This is a genomic window from Streptomyces sp. SID14478 (genome assembly GCF_010548525.1).
GTDB lineage: Bacteria > Actinomycetota > Actinomycetes > Streptomycetales > Streptomycetaceae > Streptomyces.
Window position 1 is genome coordinate 1 of the sequence record NZ_JAAGMG010000427.1, and the last position, 18,903, is coordinate 18,903.

Here is an 18,903-nt window from a genome sequence, read left to right on the forward strand (position 1 = left end):
GCGCCGGCGCGCTCGGCGGGGCCGGCACCGCGGCCTCGTACGTCCCGTCGGGATCGGCGAGGGACAGCCGCAGGGAAACCAGCCGTGCGCCGCGCACCTGCGCCGCCGCCCGCCGCAGTACCGCCTGCGCCGCCGGCTCCGTGATCCACGCCCCGTCACCCGCCTTGCCCAACGGGAGCAATCTGCCGACGCCGAGCTGCTGCCTTACTGCCTGTGCCCATCGGTCTACCGTCATTGCCCCAGGCTGCCGCATCCCGGGCGCGGTGCCGCGTAACCGCACTTAATGTGGGCAAAAGAAAGCAGCACTCTTCGAAGATCGACCTCACAGAGGGTCGATCTCCCGCACAGAGGGGACGGCCCGATGAGCGACACCGCGCAGCAGCCGGGCGAGGCGCCCGTGGCCTCCGCAGGGAAGACCAACGTGACCAAGCGGGGCGGTGGTGACCCCGCGAGCAGAGGGCGGACGACCATCGCCGACGGGGTCGTCGAGAAGATCGCCGGCCTCGCGGCACGCGACGTCGACGGCGTCCACGCGATGGGCAGCGGCCTGTCCCGTACGTTCGGCGCGGTCCGCGACCGGGTGCCCGGCGGCACCAAGTCCGTCTCGCGCGGCGTGAAGGCCGAGGTCGGCGAGGTGCAGACCGCGCTCGACCTGGAGATCGTCGTCGAGTACGGCGTGTCGATCGCGGACACCACGCGCGACGTGCGCGAGAACGTCATCACGGCCGTCGAGCGCATGACCGGGCTCGAGGTCGTCGAGGTGAACATCGCCGTCAGCGACGTGAAGCTGCCGGACGAGGAGGACGAAGAGCCGGAGTCACGGCTCCAATGACAGCCGGGCCCGCATCCGGGAGACGTAAGAGGAGCGCACGATGAATCTGGCCGTGATCGGCATGATCGCCGGCATGGCTCTGGGGTTCGCCGGATACTTCGGCGGTTTCGGGGCTTTCCTGCTGGTGGCAGCACTCGGCGCCATCGGCTTCGTCGCCGGGCGGTTCCTCGAAGGGGACCTGGAACCCGGCGAGTTCTTCCGTACCCGCGGCGACCGGCGGCGGTGACCCATGGCGGCACAGGTCGCGCCTGCCGAGCGTGGCGCGACCCGGATCGCCGACCGGGTCGTCGCCAAGATCGCCGCGTACGCGGCACGTGAGGCACTGGACGCCGTTCCGGACGACGGCGCGCCGCCGCACGCCACGGTGACCGTGCACCACGACACGGCACGGGTCCGGATCAGTCTGGAGCTGGACTACCCGGCGGACATCGGCACCCAGTGCGGTGCCGTGCGGCGCCAGGTCGCCGAGCGGGTGAAGGCGTTGGCGGGAATGGAAGTGCCGGAGGTGGCCGTCCAGGTGGAGCGGCTGCACACGGCGCAGACACGCGGTACGGACCGGGGGAGGATCCAGTGAGCGACCCCACCCAGCGGCTGCCCGTCGTCGAACGCGCCGGGGGCGACCCCGGCGACCGATCGACGTCCGCGGCTGCCCACGCACCGCACCCGACCCTGGAGGGCGAGGGGAAACCCGGCCGCTTCTGGTCGGCCCGCCGGGTCCCTGCGGCGCTGGCCTCCCTGGTGCTGCTCGGCGGCATCGGCGTCCTGCTCTACGACATCGCGGCGGTACGTTCCGGACGCCCGGCCATGCAGTGGCGGCGCAGCCTCGCCCGGGAGCTCGCCGAGCGGCCCCTGGACGACACCGGCGTCCTCGTCGGCGCGGGCATCGCCGCCGCACTCGGCATCTGGCTGATCGTCCTCGCCGTGACCCCCGGTCTGCGCGGCATCCTGGCGATGCGCCGCACCCATCCCGACGTACGGGCCGGGCTGCACCGGGACGCCGCCGCGATGGTGCTGCGCGACCGGGCCATGGAGGTCTCCGGCGTGCAGTCCGTGCGCGTGCGCGCGAAGTGGTCCAAGGTGGACGTGCGGGCCGTCTCGCACTTCCGTGAACTCGACGACGTACGGGCCGACTTGGACGCCTCGCTGGGCGACGGCATCAGGGAGCTGGGGCTCGCCTCGCCGCCCGGGCTCTCGGTGCACGTGGCGCGTCCCGGCAAGAAGGGATGAGCGGCGTGCTCAAAACCGTGAACCGGATCGTGCTCGGCCTGCTCGGACTGGTCCTGGTGCTCGGCGGCGGCTCGGTGCTCGCCGTCGGGCTCGGGCTGAAGCCGCCGTCGTGGTGGATCCACGACGGGAAGAAGGACGTCCTGCTCAGCGTCGCGGACCGGCAGCGCTGGCGGGACGAGGGCTGGTGGTGGCCGACGGTGATCGCCGTCCTCGGTGTCGTCGTGCTGCTCGCCCTGTGGTGGCTGGTGGCGCAGTTCCGGCGCCGTCGCCTCAGCGAGGTACTGGTCGACACGGGTGACGGCGAGGGCGCGCTGCTGCGCGGCCGGGCCCTGGAGAGCGTGCTGGTGAGCGGCGCCGAGAGCCTCGACGGCGTGGAGCGCGCCGCTGTCGCCCTGACCGGCCGCCGCTCGGCACCGCAGGCCCGCGTCCGCCTCACCCTGGAGCCGCACGCGGCGCCCGGTGAGGCACTGCACCTGCTCGGCGAGGAGTCGCTCGCCCAGGCGCGGACCTCCTCGGGCCTCGCGACGCTCCCCGCGGAAGTACGGCTGCGGGCGGTCAAGCACCGGGCGGAGAGGGTGAGTTGACCCTCCCGGCCCCGGCGCGGCGGGTACCCGCCCGTCCGGCGTGTGCGGACGGGCGGATCGCGCCGATCAGAACCCGTGCCGGAATCCGCCGTCGACGGGAAGCATGACGCCGGTCAGGTAGGAGGCGGCCGGCGATAGGAAGAACGCCGCCGCCTTGCCGAACTCCTCCGGGGCGCCGTACCGGCGCAGCGGGATGCGGGACTCGTTGGCGGTCCGCGTGGCGGCCGGGTCCGCCGAGTACCCGTCCAGCTCGCGCACACGATCCGTGTCGATGCGCGCCGGCAGCAGCCCCACGACGCGGATGCCGCGCGGGCCCAGCTCGTCCGCGAGGGACTTGGCGAACCCGGCGAGGCCGGGGCGCAGCCCGTTCGAGATGGTCAGCCCGGGGATCGGCTCGTGCACGGAGCCGGAGAGCACGAACCCGATGACGCCGCCCTCGCCGAGCTCGGCCGCGGCCGCCCGCGCGAGCCGCACCGCCCCGAGGAACACCGACTCGAACGCGGACTGCCACTGCTCGTCGGTGTTGTCCGCGACGAAGCCGGGCGCGGGGCCGCCCACGCTGACGAGAATGCCGTCGAAGCCGCCGAACCGATCCCGCGCGGCGGCGATCAGCTGCTCGGCGACCTGCGGATCGCCGTTGTCGGCGGCGATCCCGTACGCGTTCGGGCCGAGGGCGGCCGCCGCGTCCTGCACCTTCTGCTCGTCGCGCCCGGTGATGACGACCTTCGCGCCGTCGGCGACGAGCTCACGCGCGGCGGCGTTGCCGAGGCCACGGGTGGCGCCGGTGACTACGTAGACACGGTCCTTCAATCCAAGATCCATGGTTCCTATCCTGCCTCTGTGCTCCCCGTGGCGCCGAACAGGGTCAGCGCGGTGCCCACCAGGCCGATGTGGCTGAAGGCCTGCGGGAAGTTCCCGAGCTGGCGGCCGGCCCCGGGGTCGTACTCCTCGGCGAGCAGCCCCACGTCGTTGCGCAGCGCCACGAGGCGCTCGAACAGGTCCCGGGCCTCCTGCGTCCGCCCGGTCATGTGCAGCGCGTCCGCCAGCCAGAACGAGCAGACGAGGAACGCGCCCTCGCCGCCCGGCAGCCCGTCGACGGCGCTGTCGTCCGTGCTGTAGCGGCGCACGAAGCCGTCCCGCGCCAGTTCCTCGCGCACCGCGTCGACGGTGCCGATCACCCGCGGGTCGTCCGGCGGCAGGAAGCCCACGCGCGGGATGAGCAGCGTCGCCGCGTCCAGCTCCGTCGAGCCGTAGTACTGGGTGAAGGTGCCGCGCTCGGCGTCGTAGCCGCGCTCGCACACATCCTGGTGGATGGCGTCCCGCAGCTTGCGCAGGGAGGGGAGGTCACCGGTGAGGTCCGGGTCGTCCTCCAGGGCGCGTACCGTGCGGTCGACGGCGACCCACGCCATGACCTTCGAGTGGACGAAGTGGCGGCGCGGCCCGCGCACCTCCCACAGCCCCTCGTCGGGCTCGCGCCAGGCCTCCTGCAGGAAGTCCAGGAGCGCCAACTGCAGCCGCCAGGCGTGCGGCTGGTCGGGCAGGCCCGCGCGCCGGGCCAGCGACAGCGAGTCGACGACCTCGCCGTACACGTCGAGCTGCAACTGGTGCGCGGCCTCGTTCCCGGTGCGTACGGGACGTGAGCCGCGGAACCCGTCCAGCCAGCCAAGCTCCTGCTCGGGCAGCCGCCGCTCACCGGCCAGGCCGTACATGATCTGCAGCTTCGCCGGGTCGCCCGCGGCCGCGCGCAGCAGCCAGTCGCGCCAGGCCTCGGCCTCCTCCAGGTATCCGGCCGAGACCAGGGCGCCCAGGGTGAGGGTCGAATCGCGCAGCCAGCAGTAGCGGTAGTCCCAGTTGCGCACGCCGCCGACCTCCTCCGGCAGCGAGGTGGTGGGGGCGGCGACCATGCCGCCGGTCGGCGCGTACGTGAGCGCCTTGAGGGTCAGCAGGGAGCGCAGCACGGCGTCGCGGTGCGGGCCCTGGTAGCGGCAGCGGTCCGCCCAGGCCTGCCAGTCGGCCAGGCTGTGCCGCAGCGACTTGTGCGGGTCGATCAGGTCGGGGCGCGGCTCGTGCGAGGGGTGCCAGGTCAGGACGAAGGCGACGCTCTCGCCTGCCTCGACGGTGAACTCGGAGTGGGTGCCGAAGGACTCGCCCCAGGTGTGCACCTCGGGCTCGCTGCGCAGCCATGCCGAGTCCGGTCCGGCGACGGCCACCCGGTGCCCGTCGCAGCGGCGCACCCAGGGCACGACGTTGCCGTAGTCGAAGCGGAGCCGGAGCGTGCCGCGCACGGTGACGCGGCCGCTGATCCCCTCGACGATGCGGACGAGATCGGGTGCGTCGTCGCGCTGCGGCATGAAGTCGGTGATCCGGACGTGGCCCTCGTCGGTCTCCCACTCGGTGTCGAGGACGAGGGAGCCGGGCCGGTAGGCGCGCCGGGTACAGGCGCCGGCGCCCTTGGGCGCCAGGCGCCAGTGGCCGTTCTCCTCGTCGCCGAGCAGGGCGGCGAAACACGCGGGTGAGTCGAAGCGTGGCAGACACAGCCAGTCGACGGAGCCGTCCCGGCCGACCAGGGCCGCGGTCTGTTCGTCGCCGATGAGGGCGTAGTCCTCGATGTTTGGGTGCACGTGGTCAGAGTGCCCCGACATCGGCCCGGGACTGCATGAAATCTGCGGCTCAGCCGACGGCGGCCGGGACCTCGTCCGTGGTCTCGGTCTCCGCCTTGCGGCGGCGGTCGCGCAGTTCGCGGCGGACCAGGATGACCCAGCCGGCCGGAACGGCCGCGGAGAACAGCCACCACTGGTACGCGTACGCGAAGTTCAGGGCCGAGTCCTCCATGCCGGGCTTGCCGATCAGCTCCGGGGTGTCGCCCTTGGGCTCGGGGGCCGTCTGGGCGATGTAGCCGCCGAGCACCTGCTTGCCGAGCCGCTTGGCCTGCTGCGCGCTGTTGACCAGCATGATCTGCCGGTCGGGCAGCCCGGAGAGGTTCTTGATGCCGCTCGCCGCGGTCGTCTCGTCGGGCATCAGGCGCCCGGTGACGGTGGTCTCGCCACGGGCCGGCGCGGGGACCTCGGGGAAGGTGGACTGGTCGGTGTCGTCGTCGGGGATCCAGCCCCGGTTGACCAGGAGCACCTTGCCGTCGTCGAGGACGAACGGGGTCAGCACGTGGTAGCCGACCTCGTCGTTGGAGTTGGTGCGGCGGCGCACGACGACCTCGTCGTCGGTGTCGAAGCGGCCCGTCGCCGTCACGGCGTGGTACCGCTCGTCGCTGGTGACGGTGTGTCCCGGCTCCGTCAGCCCCTCGACGGGCACGGGCTTGGCGTTGAGCGCGTCGGTGACCAGCTGGTTGCGGGCGGAACGCTCGTCGTAGCGGTGCATCTGCCAGATGCCCAGCCGGATCATCGTGGGGATGAGGACGAGGGCGACCAGGGTGAGGATCACCCACTGCCGGGTCAACAGGAAGCGGTACACCCCATGACCGTACAGCTCGGCCACGGGGTGTTTTCAGGGGGGTGTGTCCGGTACTCAGACGTTGTCGACGATGCCCACCTTCCCCTCCGCGCGCGAGCAGTGCGCCCCGCAGAACCAGTGTCCGTCGACCTCGACGCCCTGCCCGATGATGCGGCACCGGCAGTGCTCGCAGATGGGTGCCATGCGGTGGATGGCGCAGGAGAAGCAGTCGAAGACGTGGATCGCGCCCTGCGCGTGCACCTCGAACGACATGCCGTAGTCGTTTCCGCAAACCTCACAACGTGCCATGCGCCACAGGGTGGGCGTCCGGGGCGCGCCGGGCGAGCGGGCGCGGGGCGAGTCGCCCCGCAATCACCCGTCTGTCGCCCCGCGCGCTCAGGAACCGTCCGCCGGTGCCACGTCCTGCAGCAGCTGCCCGAAGGCCGCCTCGTCCATGACCGGGGTCCCGAACTGCTTGGCCTTCACCACCTTCGACGTGTACGCGTCCGGGTCGTTGGTCACCAGCAGGCTGGTCAGCCGGGACAGGCTCGTCGCCACGTGCAGTCCCGCGTCGACGGCCCGGTCCTCCAGCAGCTCCCGGTCGACGGACGTGTCCCCGGAGAACGCGACCCGCATGCCCTGCTTGAGCGGTTTGCCCGTCTCGTACCGGCCGGGGTTCGGGTGCGGGCACGGCGGCCGCTTGCGCGAGGGGCGCCAACTGCCCGCGCCGCCACCGCGGTACGCGGGCTGCGACTGGCGCGGCACCGACGAGCCCGACTGGTCGACCCATTCGGTGAGCGGGCGGCACTCCAGGAGCGGCAACCGCACGTTCCCCGCGGCGGCCGCCTGCAGGCTCGGGCGGAACGCCTCCGCGAGCACGCGCGCGTCGTCGAGCGCGTGGTGCGCGCGCTCCTGTACGACGCCGAAGTGCGCGGCGAGGGACTCCAGCTTGTGGTTGGGCAGCGGCAGGCCCAGCTCCTTGGAGAGCGCGATGGTGCACAGCCGCTGGCGGACCGGGGCGGTGCGCTGGGCGCGCGCGTACTCCCGGGCGATCATCGACCAGTCGAACACCGCGTTGTGCGCGACCAGGACGCGGCCGTCCAGGCGCGTGGCGAACTCCTCGGCGATCTCCGGGAACAGCGGCGCGCCCGACAGCACGTCGGTCGTCAGACCGTGGATCCAGACCGGACCGGGATCGCGCTCCGGGTTGACCAGCGTGTACCAGTGGTCCTCGACCTGGCCCTGCGCGTCGAGGCGGTAGACGGCGGCCGAGATTATCCGGTCGTCCCTGGAGAGTCCGGTGGTCTCCACGTCGACGACCGCGTATCCCTTCGGGTACGCGGTCGGCCAAGGGGCTGCGGGCGCAGCGGTCGGGCGGTCTTCGAGCATGGTCCCTGAGGATACGGGCCGTCACTGACAGCTCTGTCGCCGCCCGCCCGTAGCGCGCCCGCGCGGGTCAAGTGCCCGCCTCCAGGAGGGACTTCACCAGCGCCCGTACGGAGGCGGTGAACAGGCGCTCCGGATCCACCGGCGCGGCGAGCACCCGGGCGAGGGCCCGGTCGTCCTCGGCGGCGGCCAGGTTCCGCTCGGCCCACAGCTCGTCCTCGCCGGGACGCTGCACGGGGGAGCGCTCGCGGTTCCGCTCGACCAGGACGTGCCCGACGACCTGGAACTGGACGGCCCGCACCGCCTCGGCGGCGCGGGCTCCGCGCAGCCCCGCCGCGTGCACCTCGTGCACCAGGGCCTGCTGCGCGGGCAGGAACATGCGCTCGGTGAGGCCGCGCTCGTGGACCATCGCCACCAGATGCGGATGGGCGCGCAGCCGACGGCGCAGCGCCCGGGCGACGGAGACGACGCGCTCCTGGGGGCTCGCGCCGCGCGGCCGGATCTCGCCGAGGTCGGCGACGGTGCGCTCGACGAGGGCTTCGAGCAGCTCCTCGCGGTTGCCGACGTGCCAGTAGATCGACGTGACGGCCGTGCCCAGTCCGGCCGCGAGCTTGCGCATCGTCAGCGCCTGCGGGCCGTGCTGCTTGACCAGGGCCGCGGCGGCGTCGAGCACCTCGTCGCGGGTGAGCGGTGCGCGCGCCATCCGGCCCCCCTTCTCCACTCCCGTACGTGCACGTGTCTTTACCCTTCATCGCCGCCGGTGTAACTGTGTTACAGGCGCCTGACGAACGAACCCCCGCAAAGTCACCCCTGGCTTATGGAAGGGCGGTACGACATGGCACGCGTACGGTACGGAGCGCGCACCGAGGCGGAGATCGCCGCCGCGCGCACCGCGAGCAGCAAGCTCCCCGACATCTGGTCCACCGGCGTGGTCGCCGTGTGGGAGTCCGACCCGGACGCCGTGGCGGCGGTGTTGCCGCCGCCGCTCAAGCCCACCTCGCGGCCCCTGGTACGGGTCAACATCAGCAAGGTCGACCTGCCGGGATACCCCCTGGGCGCGGGGTCCGTCGCGGTCGCCGCCGAGCACGGCGCGGTGGCGGGCTGGTACCCGCTCGTCATGCCGATGACCCACGAGCGGGCCCTGATCGGCGGCCGTGAGGTCTTCGGCGAGCCGAAGAAGCTCGGCGACGTCACGGTGGAGCGCGACGGGCTCGTGGTGCGGGCGGCGCTGGCCCGGCACGGCATCGAGTTCGTGGAGGTGCGGGGCGCCGTCAGCGAGAGCCTGGCGGTCCCCGAGCCGTCACAGAAGACGGACTTCTACTTCAAGTTCCTTCCCGCGGTGGACGGTTCGGGCTTCGACGCCGATCCGGTCCTCGTGCACTGCGTGCGCAACGAGAAGGTCAGGAAGCTGGAGCGGATCACCGGCGACGTCGTGCTGCGCGAGTCCATGTACGACCCGATCGCCGACCTTCCCGTACGCACCCTGGTGGAGATCACCATCGGGGAGAAGACCACCGACCAGAGCGGCAAGGTCGTCGAACGCGTCAGCGCGCAGGCGCTGCTCCCGTACATCCACCAGCGCTACGACGACCCGCAGCAGATCCTCGACGGTCCGCCCGAGGGGAGCGTCTGATGCGGCTGGAAGCCGGGCAGGTCGCCGTCGTCACGGGCGCGGCGAGCGGCATCGGGCTCGCCATGGCGCGCCGGTTCGCGGCGGACGGCCTGAAGGTCGTGCTCGCGGACGTGGAGAAGAACGCCCTGGAGAGCGCGGCCGAGGGACTGCGGGCGGACGGTGCGACGGTGCACGCGCGCGTGGTCGACGTCGGTGACCGCGAGCAGGTCATGGCCCTGGCCGAGGACACGTACGCGACCTTCGGCGCCTGCCACGTGCTGTGCAACAACGCCGGTGTCGGGTCCGGCGCCGAGGGCCGCATGTGGCAGCACGAGCCCAACGACTGGAAGTGGGCGTTCGCGGTCAACGTGTGGGGCGTCTTCCACGGCATCCAGGCGTTCGTGCCGCGCATGATCGAGGGCGGCGAGCCCGGGCACGTCGTCAACACGTCCTCCGGGGACGGCGGGATCGCCCCGCTGCCCACCGCCTCCGTGTACGCCGTCACGAAGGCGGCCGTCGTGACGATGACGGAGTCGCTGTACGCGCACCTGAAGGCCGAGCACGCGCGCGTGGGCGCGTCCGTCCTGTTCCCCGGCCCCCACATGTTGCGTACGGGCCTGTGGGAGTCGCACCGCAACCGGCCCGACCAGTACGCGAAGGAGCGCCCCCGCAAGACGCCCTATCGCAGCCTCGACCAGTGGGAGGCCGCCATGAAGGAGGCCGGCCAGGAGATCGAGTTCACGCCCGTGGAGCAGGTCGCTGACCTCGTCGCGGAAGGCATCGCGGCGGACCGGTTCTGGATGCTCCCGCTCAGCGAGCACTCCGACCGGCAGATCCGGGCGCGCTCGCAGTCGATGCTGGACCGGGCGAACCCGGCGTACCTGGAGAGCTTCATTCTCGACTGAGAACGTGAGGGATGTGTGATGTCGGCTCAGCAGAACGCGGCGCAGCAGAACGACCCGTACCTGATCATCTCCTCCGACTGCCACGCCGGACTGCCCACCGAGGAGTACCGGCCCTATCTGGACAGCCGCTTCCACCGCGCCTTCGACGAGTTCCTCGGCGAGCGGGACAAGCGCCGCGAGGAGGCGACGCGGCTCGGCATCCGCAACGACGCCTTCGCCGCCAAGTGGTTCTCCGACAACGAGGAGGGCCTGCGCGGCGGCTGGGACGCCGCGCAGCGCCTCAAGGAGCTCGACGGCGACGGGGTGGCCGCCGAGGTCGTCTTCCCCGACGCGGACGCCGTGGACAGCCAGACGGCCGCGCCGTTCGGCGTCGGGCTCGGCCTGTCCGGCGACCAGGACCCCGAGCTCGGCATGGCGGGCGCCCAGGCGCACAACCGCTGGCTCGCCGAGTTCGTCGGGCAGAACCCCGAACGGCACTGCGGCGTCGCGCTGTTGCCCCTCACGGCCGACCCGGACAAGGTCGTGGCCGAGGTGCACCGCGCCAAGGAGTCGGGGCTCGGCGCCCTGATGATCCCTTCCATGTGGGTCGACAAGGACCCCTACCACGCGCGCCGCTACGACCCCGTGTGGGCGGCGGCGGCCGAATGCGCGATGCCCGTCGTGACGCATTCGGGCGCGGCGCCGCGCCACGAGTACGGCGACCACCTCGGCATCTACGTGAGCGAAGTGACGTGGTGGCCCGCCCGCCCCCTGTGGTTCCTGCTCTGGTCCGGTGTCTTCGAGCGGCATCCCGGGCTGAAGTTCGGTGTCGCCGAGTCGGGCTGCTGGTGGCTGCCGAACCTGCTGTGGTTCATGGACCGCCTCTACCTGGGCGCGCACGGCGGCAAGAAGCTCTCCCCGTTCGCCGAGCTGAAGCGCTCACCGCACGAGTACCTGGACCGGCAGGTCTTCATCTGCGCCACCAACACCAAGCGCCGCGAACTCGCCCAGCGCTACGAGATCGGCGTCGACAACATCCTGTGGGGCAGCGACTTCCCGCACCCCGAAGGGACGTGGCCGGACACGCGCGCGTGGCTGCAGAAGACCTTCCACGACATCCCGGTCTCCGAGACGCGGCGCATGCTGGGGCTCGCGGCCGCGGACGTCTTCGGCTTCGACACCGACAAGCTGGCGCCCCTCGCGGCCCGCATCGGCCCGACCCCGGCCGACCTCGGCCAGGACGCCGACCAGAGCGCCGTCGAGGCGTCCTGGGCACGCTCGCGCGAGGTGGGCAGGCACTGGCTGACCGACCACGACTTCCCGACCCTCGGGGTGACCCCATGACCTCTTCCGCAGACAGGTACACGGTGATCTCCGCGGACTGCCACGCGGGCGCCGATCTCCTCGACTACAGGCCGTACCTGGAGGCGCGGCACCACGACGCCTTCGACGCGTGGGCGGCCACCTACGTGAACCCCTACGAGGACCTGCTCGCCGACACCGCCGACCGCAACTGGAACTCCGACCGGCGCGTCGCCGAGCTGGAGCGGGACGGCATCGTCGCCGAGGTCGTCTTCCCGAACACCATCCCGCCGTTCTTCCCGTCGGCGTCACTCATGGCACCGGCGCCCACGCGCGAGGAGTTCGCGCAGCGCTGGGCGGGCCTGCGCGCCCACAACCGGTGGCTGGCGGACTTCTGCGCCGCCGCGCCGGGCCGCAGGGCGGGCGTCTTCCAGATCCTCCTCAACGACGTCGAGGAGGCCGTGAAGGAGATCCGCTGGGCTGCCGGAGCGGGCCTCAAGGGCGGCCTGCTGCTGCCCGGTACGCCCCCGGGCTCGGGCCTGCCCGAGCTGTACTCGGCGACGTACGACCCGATCTGGCGGACCTGCGCCGAGCTGGGCGTCCCGGTCAACCACCACGCGGGCTCGGCCTCCCCGCCGCTCGGCGAGGAACCGGCCGCCCGCGCGGTCTTCATGGTCGAGACGACCTGGTTCTCGCACCGCGCCCTGTGGCACCTCGTCTTCGGCGGCGCCTTCCGCAAGTACCCGGACCTCAACCTCGTCCTCACGGAGCAGGGTTCGGGCTGGATCCCGGGCGTGCTCGACATGCTGGACTACTACCACGGCCGTCTCGTGCGCGCCGCTACGAAGGCGAACACCGCGGAGTCCAAGTTCGGTGCGGGGCTCGCCGATGCGATGGGCAAGGGCCCTTCCACTGTGTGGCAGGAGAACTGCTACGTGGGCGCGAGTTTCATGCGCCCCCATGAAGTGCCGCTACGGGACCGCATCGGCCTCGACAAGATCATGTGGGGCAGCGACTACCCGCACGACGAGGGCACGTACCCGTACACCCGCGAAGGACTGCGCATCGCCTACGCGGGCCTGCCCCGCGAGGAGATCGCCGCGATGGTCGGCGGCAACGCGGCCCGCGTCTACGGCTTCGACCTCGCCGCCCTCGACGCGATCGCGGCCCGCGTGGGTCCGACCGTCGCCGAGATCGACGAACCCCTCAAGGAGCCGCCGGCCGACGCGACGAGCCCGGTGTTCGCGCCGGGGGCGTCGGTGCGGGTCTGGTGAGAGCCGGACCCGGCCGTTGACCCGGGGCTTGTCCGACCCCTGTGGCATCCTGATCCACACGTGGTGGTGACGGAGGTCACAGGGGGAGGCCGGGGGCATGGGGGACAACAGGCGCGCATTGGTCATCGCGGTGCCGCGGTACGAACTGCCCGACGAATTCCCGGACTTGACGGGCGCGGTGCACAAGGACGCGGAGCACCTGGGCGCGGCGCTGCAGACGTCCGGCTTCACCGTCGAACTGCTCGGACTGGCCCCCGACAAGCCCGCGAGCCGGTCCAGGATCCGCAGTGCGATCAGCCGGATCTGCTGCACCGCGCCGCCGGACGCCACGGTACTGATCCATTTCACCGGCCACGGCCTGTCTCTCGACGGGTCGGACCATCTCGTGCCGTGCGACGCCCAGTTGAGCTGGGTCGACGATCCGCCCGAGGTGGACGGCGACACCCTGATCGGGCTCGATCTCACATCGCTCCTGAAGGGCTGCCAGGCCGACACCGTGCTGCTCACCGTCGACGCCTGCCGCGATCCGGCCCGGCCCGAGAGCGGCTCCCACGGCGGGCCCGCCACCAACTTCCCCTCGTGGCGGGAGCGGGTGGCGGTGCTGTTCGGCTGCGGACCCGGCCAGCTGTGCGGGAGCGACGAGCGGGAAGGCAGCCACTTCACCAGGGCCCTCGCCGAGGCACTGCACGCGGACACCTCCCCGAAGACGGTGGCCGACGTCATCAGGTACACCACCACCCGCACCGCCGAACTCGCCCGCGGCGCACGGCACGAGCAGACGCCGACCGCCCACTACGCGCCGAGCGGACCGGACGCCATCGCGCGCGTCGAGCTGTGCGCGGGGCGCATGCTCCAGGAGAGCTGGCGGGCGGCCGTGCACGACCCACAGCTCTGGGCGGCGGTGAAGGGCACGGAACCCCGCAAGCAGCACGTGCGCGAGGCGCTCGGCAGGCTCGTCACCGAGTGCGCGCGATGGAGCGCCGGTGCGCGCGCGGGCGTCACCGACCCGTGGGCCGACGACGACTATCCCGTACGCGTACTGAAACAGGGACTGCGGCCGCTGCTGGCGCCGTCGCAGACGGAAGGCGGACCGCTGCTCGACGCCGGGGAGTTCGCCGCCCTCGTGGCCGCCCCTTTCGTGCGGGACGCCGTCCGCGCGATGGGCATCAAGGAAACCCTCGCCGCCGACCCCTTCCGGCTGGAGCCCGCCCACGGGGCGCAGGGGCGGCGCCCCGAGCGCGTCGAGCTGGAGCACACCTTCGCGGCGCACGCCCTGGCCTGGCGCAAGGGGCGCGAACTCGCGGACCGGGAGCGAGGCGAGGACGCGACCGCCGTGGCCGCGTGGCTCCTGCACCGCCATGTCAGCGGCAAGGAGGGCCTGTGGGGCACCTACGCCCCGCAACTCCTCGCGCCACTGGCCGCCGCCCTGCTCGGCGAGAGCGCCGCCCCCGCGCGGGCCGGCGAACTCACCGCCGAACTCGCCCAGGTGTGCCGGCACCTCGGCGTGGTCCCGCCGCGGCCCTCCGACGACGGGGACGCGCTCGAGCAGAGGTGGCGCATCGACGGGCTCGTCACCAGCGGCGCCCCGGGGTGCGTGGAGGGCGAAACGGAGCGCTGGCGCCCGCGCGCCCTGTCCTGGCTGGTCGCGGTGGCGGGACTGCTCGGTGCCGATCTCACGGAGCTGCCCGGGGTGCTGGTCGACAGCGTCGGGGTCACGGACGGACTGCTCCCCGGCCAGGCCGTGTCCGGCATCCGGGGGCTGAACTGGGTGCGCGACCCGTACTCGCGCGCCCTCGACCTGGATCTGCAGTGCCCGCACCCGGCGGTGCACGCCGCGCTGGAGACGCTGGTCGGCTGGGCCGACGAGGCGACCCAGCGGATCCGGGGACACGCCGGTTCCGCGCTCCTCGCCGACCTGCCGGCGCATCTGCCCGAGCGCATCACCTGCCACCGGCTGCGGCCCGAGTACGACCCGGTGAGCCGGACGGACGCGTACGGCACACCGCTGATGCGCTTCGGTCTGGCCGAGGACGAGATGCGCGAGCTGCTGATGGGCACGCAGTTGTACGGCGATCGCCGGATCGCCCTGCGGGAGTTGTTCCAGAACGCGCTCGACGCCTGCCGCTACCGGCAGGCCCGGCTGCGCTACGGGCAGGCGGCGCAGGACATCCCCTACACGTGGCAGGGCACGATCGTCTTCCGCGAGGGCGCCGACCCCGACGGGCGGCGCTACGTGGAGGTGGAGGACAACGGCGTGGGGATGGGACGCGCCACGCTGCGCGGAACGTTCGCCCGCGCGGGGCGCCGCTTCGAGCAGTCCCGTGCCTACCGTCAGGAGCAGGCCCGCTGGCGCCGGGCCGACCCCGACCTCGGGATCTATCCCAACAGCCGGTTCGGCATCGGGGTGTTCAGCTACTTCATGCTGGCCGACGAGCTGCGGATCGAGACCCGGGCCACGGACGAGGTCGGCCGCGCGGAGTCCGGCCGGGGCCTGCGCGTCGACGTCGCCTCGTCCGGCAGCCTGTTCCGGATCAGGGACCGCGCCGGGACGCTGCCGGACGGAGGCACCCGCGTACGCCTCTACCTCCAGGGTGAACCCGTGGACGTGGCGGAGGAGTTGGGCCGCCTGGTGTGGCGCTCGGACTTCGCGATGCGGGTCGAGCGCGACGGGGAGTGCGTGCGGCGCTGGGAGCCGGACCGGCTGTACTACCACGGGGACGGGGAGAGGCCGGTGCGGGCGGGGCGGGACGTCTGGTGGGTGCCCGGGGAGGGGGAGTTGCTGGCGGACGGGATCGCCGTGACCACGCTGAAGGAGAAGGACGACCCGCCGGGCGGCCCCTCGCGCCGGGAGCGGGACGATCTGCCCCGGTGGCCGGGGACCGGCGAGTTCGACCGGATCTTCCTGCCCCACGGGTGCGTGATCGACCTCAGGGAGAGCCACGCGCCGGATCTCAGCACCAACCGGGAGCGGGTCCTCTCGTACGACCAGGAATACGCCGTCGAGATCGTCGAGCGGGCGTGCGCCGACTTCGACGTGCCCGACTGGATGTCACTGGAGTGGCTGTGGGAGTTCGGCCGCGCCGTACCGGGCGGTGTGGTGCACGTCGCGGAGCGGCTCCTCGCCGCCGACGCCCACGTACGCAGCGCCCTGACCTGGGCCAGGTCGGCGACGGTGCCCTTCCGCCGGGTCGGGTACGTGGCGGTGGACCGCGAGCTGACCACGGACAGGTACGCGAGGACCTTCCGGAGCGAACATCTGATGCCATGGCGGGCCGCGGTGCTGCGGGACGCGGGACTGATGCCCGCCAAATGGTGGGACCAACTTCCCCTGCCCCGCGTCTCGACGGGGTATCCCCGGCCCGGCATCGTGCGGGGCAGTGGCTCGCTGCGAGCGACCGATCTGAACGGTCTGCTCTGGTCCGAACTGCCCCCTGCCGGCGAGCCGTTCACCCTGGGGGAGTTCCTGCGGGGGATCAGGAAGTACGCCGTGGTGGGAGCGGCGCTCCCGGAGGTCGGCGACCTGGACGCGGCGTACGCCGTGCAGTTCGACGCCGTGGACCGCGACCTCGTGGGCAGGGGCGAGTACGACGGGCTCCTGGTCTACCTGTTCCTCCGCGCGGGGCGCTTCGACCGCGGCTATTCGGACGGCCCCCTGGAGGTGCTGCGCAAGTTCTCCGCCTCGCCGGGGATCCCCTTGCGGGAGGCGCTGGCGCGAGCCCGGCGCCTCGCCGCGGCGGGGTTCCTTCTCGACGTGCCGGACGAGGCGTCCGCGGCCCCGGAGTCCGAGGTCGCCGACGCCGAGGACCTCCAAGTGCTGCACTGGCACCCGCGGTTCGCCGGCCCCGCCAAAACGTGGCGGACGTGGTCGCGGGAGGACAGGCCCTCCGACGACGTGTACCAGCGGGTACTCGCCACGTACGCGTGGCTGGGCCTGTCCGGCGAGCCGGCGGTCGCCGGCCGGGTCCCCACGCAGGAGGGGCCGGGCGAACCGTGGCGGGAACCGGAGGGCGACCCCGGAGCACGGCGAGTGCTGGCCGAGATGGACATACCGGAATACATGACCAACGAGGAGGTCTCGCCGGCGGCGATGGTCGTGTTCGCCGACAGGATGTCGCTGACGGTGCGGGAGCTGATAGCACGTCACGGCTGGGCCTTCGCGGCCCAAGGCTTGACGTACGCGGACCCCGGGGCGACGGCGGACCGGGAGTTCAGCCGGCTGGAGGTCGAGATCCTGGGCAAGGAAGACGGATCCCTCGGGGGTGACAGCGAGTGGATGTCGCGGGCCACCCCGCTGCCGCTCCTCACGCTGGCCCACAAGGTGCGACAGGTCGGCGGCGACGACCGGTCGGTCGCCGAGGCTCTCGCCTCACTGGCGCGGCTCGGGCTCGTGCCGGAGTCCGCCGCAGATCTGGTGACCGCCTGGCGAGGCCTCGCGCAGAGCGACATGGACCTGGTGTCCGAGAGAATCCGGTACACGAGACACGCCGCCTTCGACGACGGTCTCGGGTCCACGGACCTCATGCCGCCGCTCGGCCCGAAGCGGTTCGACGGGAAGTACGCGCTGATCCTGGCGGCGCTGACCGACCGTGCCGTCGGCGACGTCGCCGAACGGCTCGCCGCACTCGGCCCCCTCGTGGGCTTCGCCGTGTCCCTGGACCCCGCCTGCAGGGACCGACTCGCCGAGGCGAGGCCTTCGGTGCCCGATGCGGAGGCGTGCGTCGCCCGCGAGTGGGGCAGTGCGACAGGGGAGAGGTTCGTCTGGCGCGCGGGCGCTGGCATCACCCACCTCCTGACGCATGCCCGCCGTGAGAACTGCACCTTGGCGGAGAGCCTGCACGCCATCAGCCGCTACGCCCCGCTCGGTGCCCCCTGGCACGAGGTGGACGACCAGGACGGGCAATGGCGCGACCTCCGCCCCACCCCGCACGACAGCGCGATGTTCGAGGACGACCTGCTCGGCGACCGGCCCGTGACCCCGATGGACCTGCTGCGGGTGGCCGCCCGCTTCGGCTGGTCGGTACAGGACGCCTGGGACCGGGCCGCGCTCTATCGCCCCCTCGGCGTCCAACTCCAGGTCCGGCGCTGCGAGGTGGAGGGCGTTCCCGGCTGGCGCGAACTGATCGTCCTCAGCGAGCACTTCACCGGACGGGCGCCCGCCGTGCGGGGCGAGGTCCCCGAGCGGCACGTGGCCGTCGCCGCCCGCGAGGTCGGCGAGAGCACCGCCTGGGTCTACGGTCAACTCGCCCGGTACGCCCCGCTGTTCGGGTACACCCTGCCCGAACGGTGCCCCGCCGAGCCCGCGCCGACGCCGGAGCCCCGGCTCTTCGGGGCGGACGGGGACACCCCCGATGAGGAGCAGCGACATGTCTCATGACCTCACTCCGTTCCAGGAGCGGGAGTTGGCCGCCGACGCCGCCTTCGAGGTGCGGCGGTCCGAGGACGGCCGCTGGTACACCGTCACCGGGCCGTGCCCGACGTGCCGGGCCACGAGCGTCTTCCGCGTCGCGCACGGCGTGCTCGGCCCCGCCAAGGGGCTGCGCCGACGCCGCGCCGCGCCGGAACCGCTGACCGGAGCGATCACCGTCTTCTGCCAGTGCGGCTACCCCCACCCGGACCGTCCGCCCGAGTCCCCCGACACCGGGTGCGGGGCCTTCTGGGACGTCCCCGTGCCGCCGCCCCCGGCGCCCGGCGGTGCGGGCGGTGCGGGCACGTGACCGACCTGACCAAGAAGCGGTTCGCCCAGCTCGGACAGCAGCTCCAGGTCGATCAACTGGCGGCGGCGCGGCAGCAGGCGGAGGGCTGGCGCAACGGCCTCGCCGGGCTCACCGGACTCGTCGGCGCCGTCTTCGTGATCAAGGGCAGGGAGTCCGTCGCCGGGCTGCCGACGGCGTGGCGCTGGAGCACCGCGGCCCTCCTCGTCGCCGCCTTCGCGCTGTTGCTCGCGGGAGCGCTGAGCGCGGTGCGCGCCGCGCACGGCCGCCCCGGCGCCCAGGTCTGGCTGACCGGTGACCGGCTCTTCGCCGCGGTGCTCGACGAGGTCGAGCGGACCCATGACGCGTTGACGCGCGCACGGCGCGCGTCCGTGGCCGGGCTGGTCCTGGTCGTCGCGGCGGTCGCGGTGAGCTGGGTCGGTCCTGCCGCCGACGAGAAGACGCAGGGCACGACGAGGGGCGGGACCGCGTACGTGCGCGTGACCACCGTCGAGGGCCGGACCGTCTGCGGAGAGTTCGTCATGAGCGACATGCACGGGGTGACGCTCCGCGGGAGCGGGAGCGGGAGCGGCGCGGACGGCGTCGTGCGCACGATGACCGCGCGCACCATCCGCACAGTCGTGCCGGTCGCCTCCTGCTGAGCGCAC

At 72.7% G+C, this 18,903-nt stretch carries 18 protein-coding genes and 1 pseudogene; 12 read left to right on the forward strand and 7 right to left on the reverse strand.

Annotated elements, in window-relative coordinates; translation table 11 throughout:
- Window positions 1-235, reverse strand: a pseudogene (locus G3I40_RS13865) (nucleopolyhedrovirus P10 family protein); the annotation flags it as partial.
- Window positions 236-361: 126 nt separating this feature from the next.
- Between G3I40_RS13865 and G3I40_RS13870 the strand changes: the two are divergent.
- Genes G3I40_RS13870 through amaP form a run of 5 tightly spaced genes read left to right on the forward strand, consistent with a single transcriptional unit; the run spans window position 362 to window position 2,643 of the window.
- Window positions 362-832, forward strand: a complete 471-nt coding sequence (locus G3I40_RS13870; RefSeq protein ID WP_164302462.1) for an Asp23/Gls24 family envelope stress response protein — start codon at window positions 362-364, stop codon at window positions 830-832.
- 40 nt (window positions 833-872) lie between these two features.
- A complete protein-coding gene (locus G3I40_RS13875; RefSeq protein ID WP_127830364.1) occupies window positions 873-1,058 on the forward strand; it encodes a hypothetical protein in 186 nt (61 codons plus the stop codon).
- 3 nt (window positions 1,059-1,061) lie between these two features.
- Window positions 1,062-1,406, forward strand: a complete 345-nt coding sequence (locus G3I40_RS13880; protein ID WP_164302463.1) for an iron-sulfur cluster assembly protein — start codon at window positions 1,062-1,064, stop codon at window positions 1,404-1,406.
- Window positions 1,403-2,059, forward strand: coding sequence for a DUF6286 domain-containing protein (locus G3I40_RS13885; protein ID WP_164302464.1), 657 nt, complete (start codon window positions 1,403-1,405; stop codon window positions 2,057-2,059). Before G3I40_RS13880 ends, G3I40_RS13885 begins: the two co-directional genes overlap by 4 nt.
- Complete coding sequence (amaP, locus tag G3I40_RS13890) at window positions 2,056-2,643, forward strand: alkaline shock response membrane anchor protein AmaP (RefSeq protein ID WP_164302465.1); 588 nt, start codon at window positions 2,056-2,058, stop codon at window positions 2,641-2,643. Before G3I40_RS13885 ends, amaP begins: the two co-directional genes overlap by 4 nt.
- Before the next feature lie 66 nt (window positions 2,644-2,709).
- On the opposite strand, the gene G3I40_RS13895 is transcribed toward amaP, so the two are convergent.
- The 6 genes from G3I40_RS13895 to G3I40_RS13920 form a co-directional block, all read right to left on the reverse strand.
- Window positions 2,710-3,465 carry an SDR family oxidoreductase gene (locus tag G3I40_RS13895; protein WP_164302466.1) on the reverse strand — a complete coding sequence of 252 codons (756 nt, stop codon included), beginning with the start codon at window positions 3,463-3,465 and terminating at the stop codon, window positions 2,710-2,712.
- A 5-nt stretch (window positions 3,466-3,470) separates the two neighbouring features.
- Window positions 3,471-5,264, reverse strand: a complete 1,794-nt coding sequence (locus tag G3I40_RS13900; protein WP_164302467.1) for a glycoside hydrolase family 15 protein — start codon at window positions 5,262-5,264, stop codon at window positions 3,471-3,473.
- A gap of 49 nt (window positions 5,265-5,313) precedes the next feature.
- Window positions 5,314-6,108 (reverse strand): SURF1 family protein, encoded by a 795-nt coding sequence (locus G3I40_RS13905; protein ID WP_164302490.1) that lies wholly within the window; start codon window positions 6,106-6,108, stop codon window positions 5,314-5,316.
- Between the two features lie 54 nt (window positions 6,109-6,162).
- Window positions 6,163-6,396, reverse strand: a complete 234-nt coding sequence (locus G3I40_RS13910; protein WP_164302468.1) for a hypothetical protein — start codon at window positions 6,394-6,396, stop codon at window positions 6,163-6,165.
- 87 nt (window positions 6,397-6,483) lie between these two features.
- Window positions 6,484-7,476: a DEDDh family exonuclease gene (locus G3I40_RS13915; RefSeq protein ID WP_164302469.1), complete on the reverse strand. Its 993-nt coding sequence runs from the start codon at window positions 7,474-7,476 to the stop codon at window positions 6,484-6,486.
- A gap of 67 nt (window positions 7,477-7,543) precedes the next feature.
- Window positions 7,544-8,176 (reverse strand): helix-turn-helix domain-containing protein, encoded by a 633-nt coding sequence (locus G3I40_RS13920; protein WP_164302470.1) that lies wholly within the window; start codon window positions 8,174-8,176, stop codon window positions 7,544-7,546.
- 132 nt (window positions 8,177-8,308) lie between these two features.
- On the opposite strand from G3I40_RS13920, the gene G3I40_RS13925 reads away from it, so the two are divergent.
- The 7 genes from G3I40_RS13925 (at window position 8,309) to G3I40_RS13955 (ending at window position 18,897) form a co-directional block, all read left to right on the forward strand.
- Complete coding sequence (locus G3I40_RS13925; RefSeq protein WP_164302471.1) at window positions 8,309-9,106, forward strand: acetoacetate decarboxylase family protein; 798 nt, start codon at window positions 8,309-8,311, stop codon at window positions 9,104-9,106.
- On the forward strand, window positions 9,106-9,990 hold the full coding sequence (locus G3I40_RS13930) for an SDR family NAD(P)-dependent oxidoreductase (RefSeq protein WP_164302472.1): 885 nt from the start codon (window positions 9,106-9,108) through the stop codon (window positions 9,988-9,990). The genes G3I40_RS13925 and G3I40_RS13930 overlap by 1 nt, the downstream gene beginning before the upstream one ends.
- Before the next feature lie 18 nt (window positions 9,991-10,008).
- Window positions 10,009-11,313: an amidohydrolase family protein gene (locus G3I40_RS13935; protein ID WP_164302473.1), complete on the forward strand. Its 1,305-nt coding sequence runs from the start codon at window positions 10,009-10,011 to the stop codon at window positions 11,311-11,313.
- Window positions 11,310-12,545 carry an amidohydrolase family protein gene (locus G3I40_RS13940; protein WP_164302474.1) on the forward strand — a complete coding sequence of 412 codons (1,236 nt, stop codon included), beginning with the start codon at window positions 11,310-11,312 and terminating at the stop codon, window positions 12,543-12,545. Before G3I40_RS13935 ends, G3I40_RS13940 begins: the two co-directional genes overlap by 4 nt.
- Window positions 12,546-12,642: 97 nt before the next feature.
- On the forward strand, window positions 12,643-17,919 hold the full coding sequence (locus tag G3I40_RS13945; RefSeq protein WP_164302475.1) for a caspase family protein: 5,277 nt from the start codon (window positions 12,643-12,645) through the stop codon (window positions 17,917-17,919).
- Window positions 17,909-18,259 carry a hypothetical protein gene (locus tag G3I40_RS13950; protein ID WP_164302476.1) on the forward strand — a complete coding sequence of 117 codons (351 nt, stop codon included), beginning with the start codon at window positions 17,909-17,911 and terminating at the stop codon, window positions 18,257-18,259. Before G3I40_RS13945 ends, G3I40_RS13950 begins: the two co-directional genes overlap by 11 nt.
- Entirely contained in the window at window positions 18,256-18,897 is a 642-nt protein-coding gene (locus G3I40_RS13955) for a hypothetical protein (protein WP_164302477.1), read from the forward strand. Before G3I40_RS13950 ends, G3I40_RS13955 begins: the two co-directional genes overlap by 4 nt.
- The last annotated feature ends 6 nt before the right edge of the window (window positions 18,898-18,903 follow it).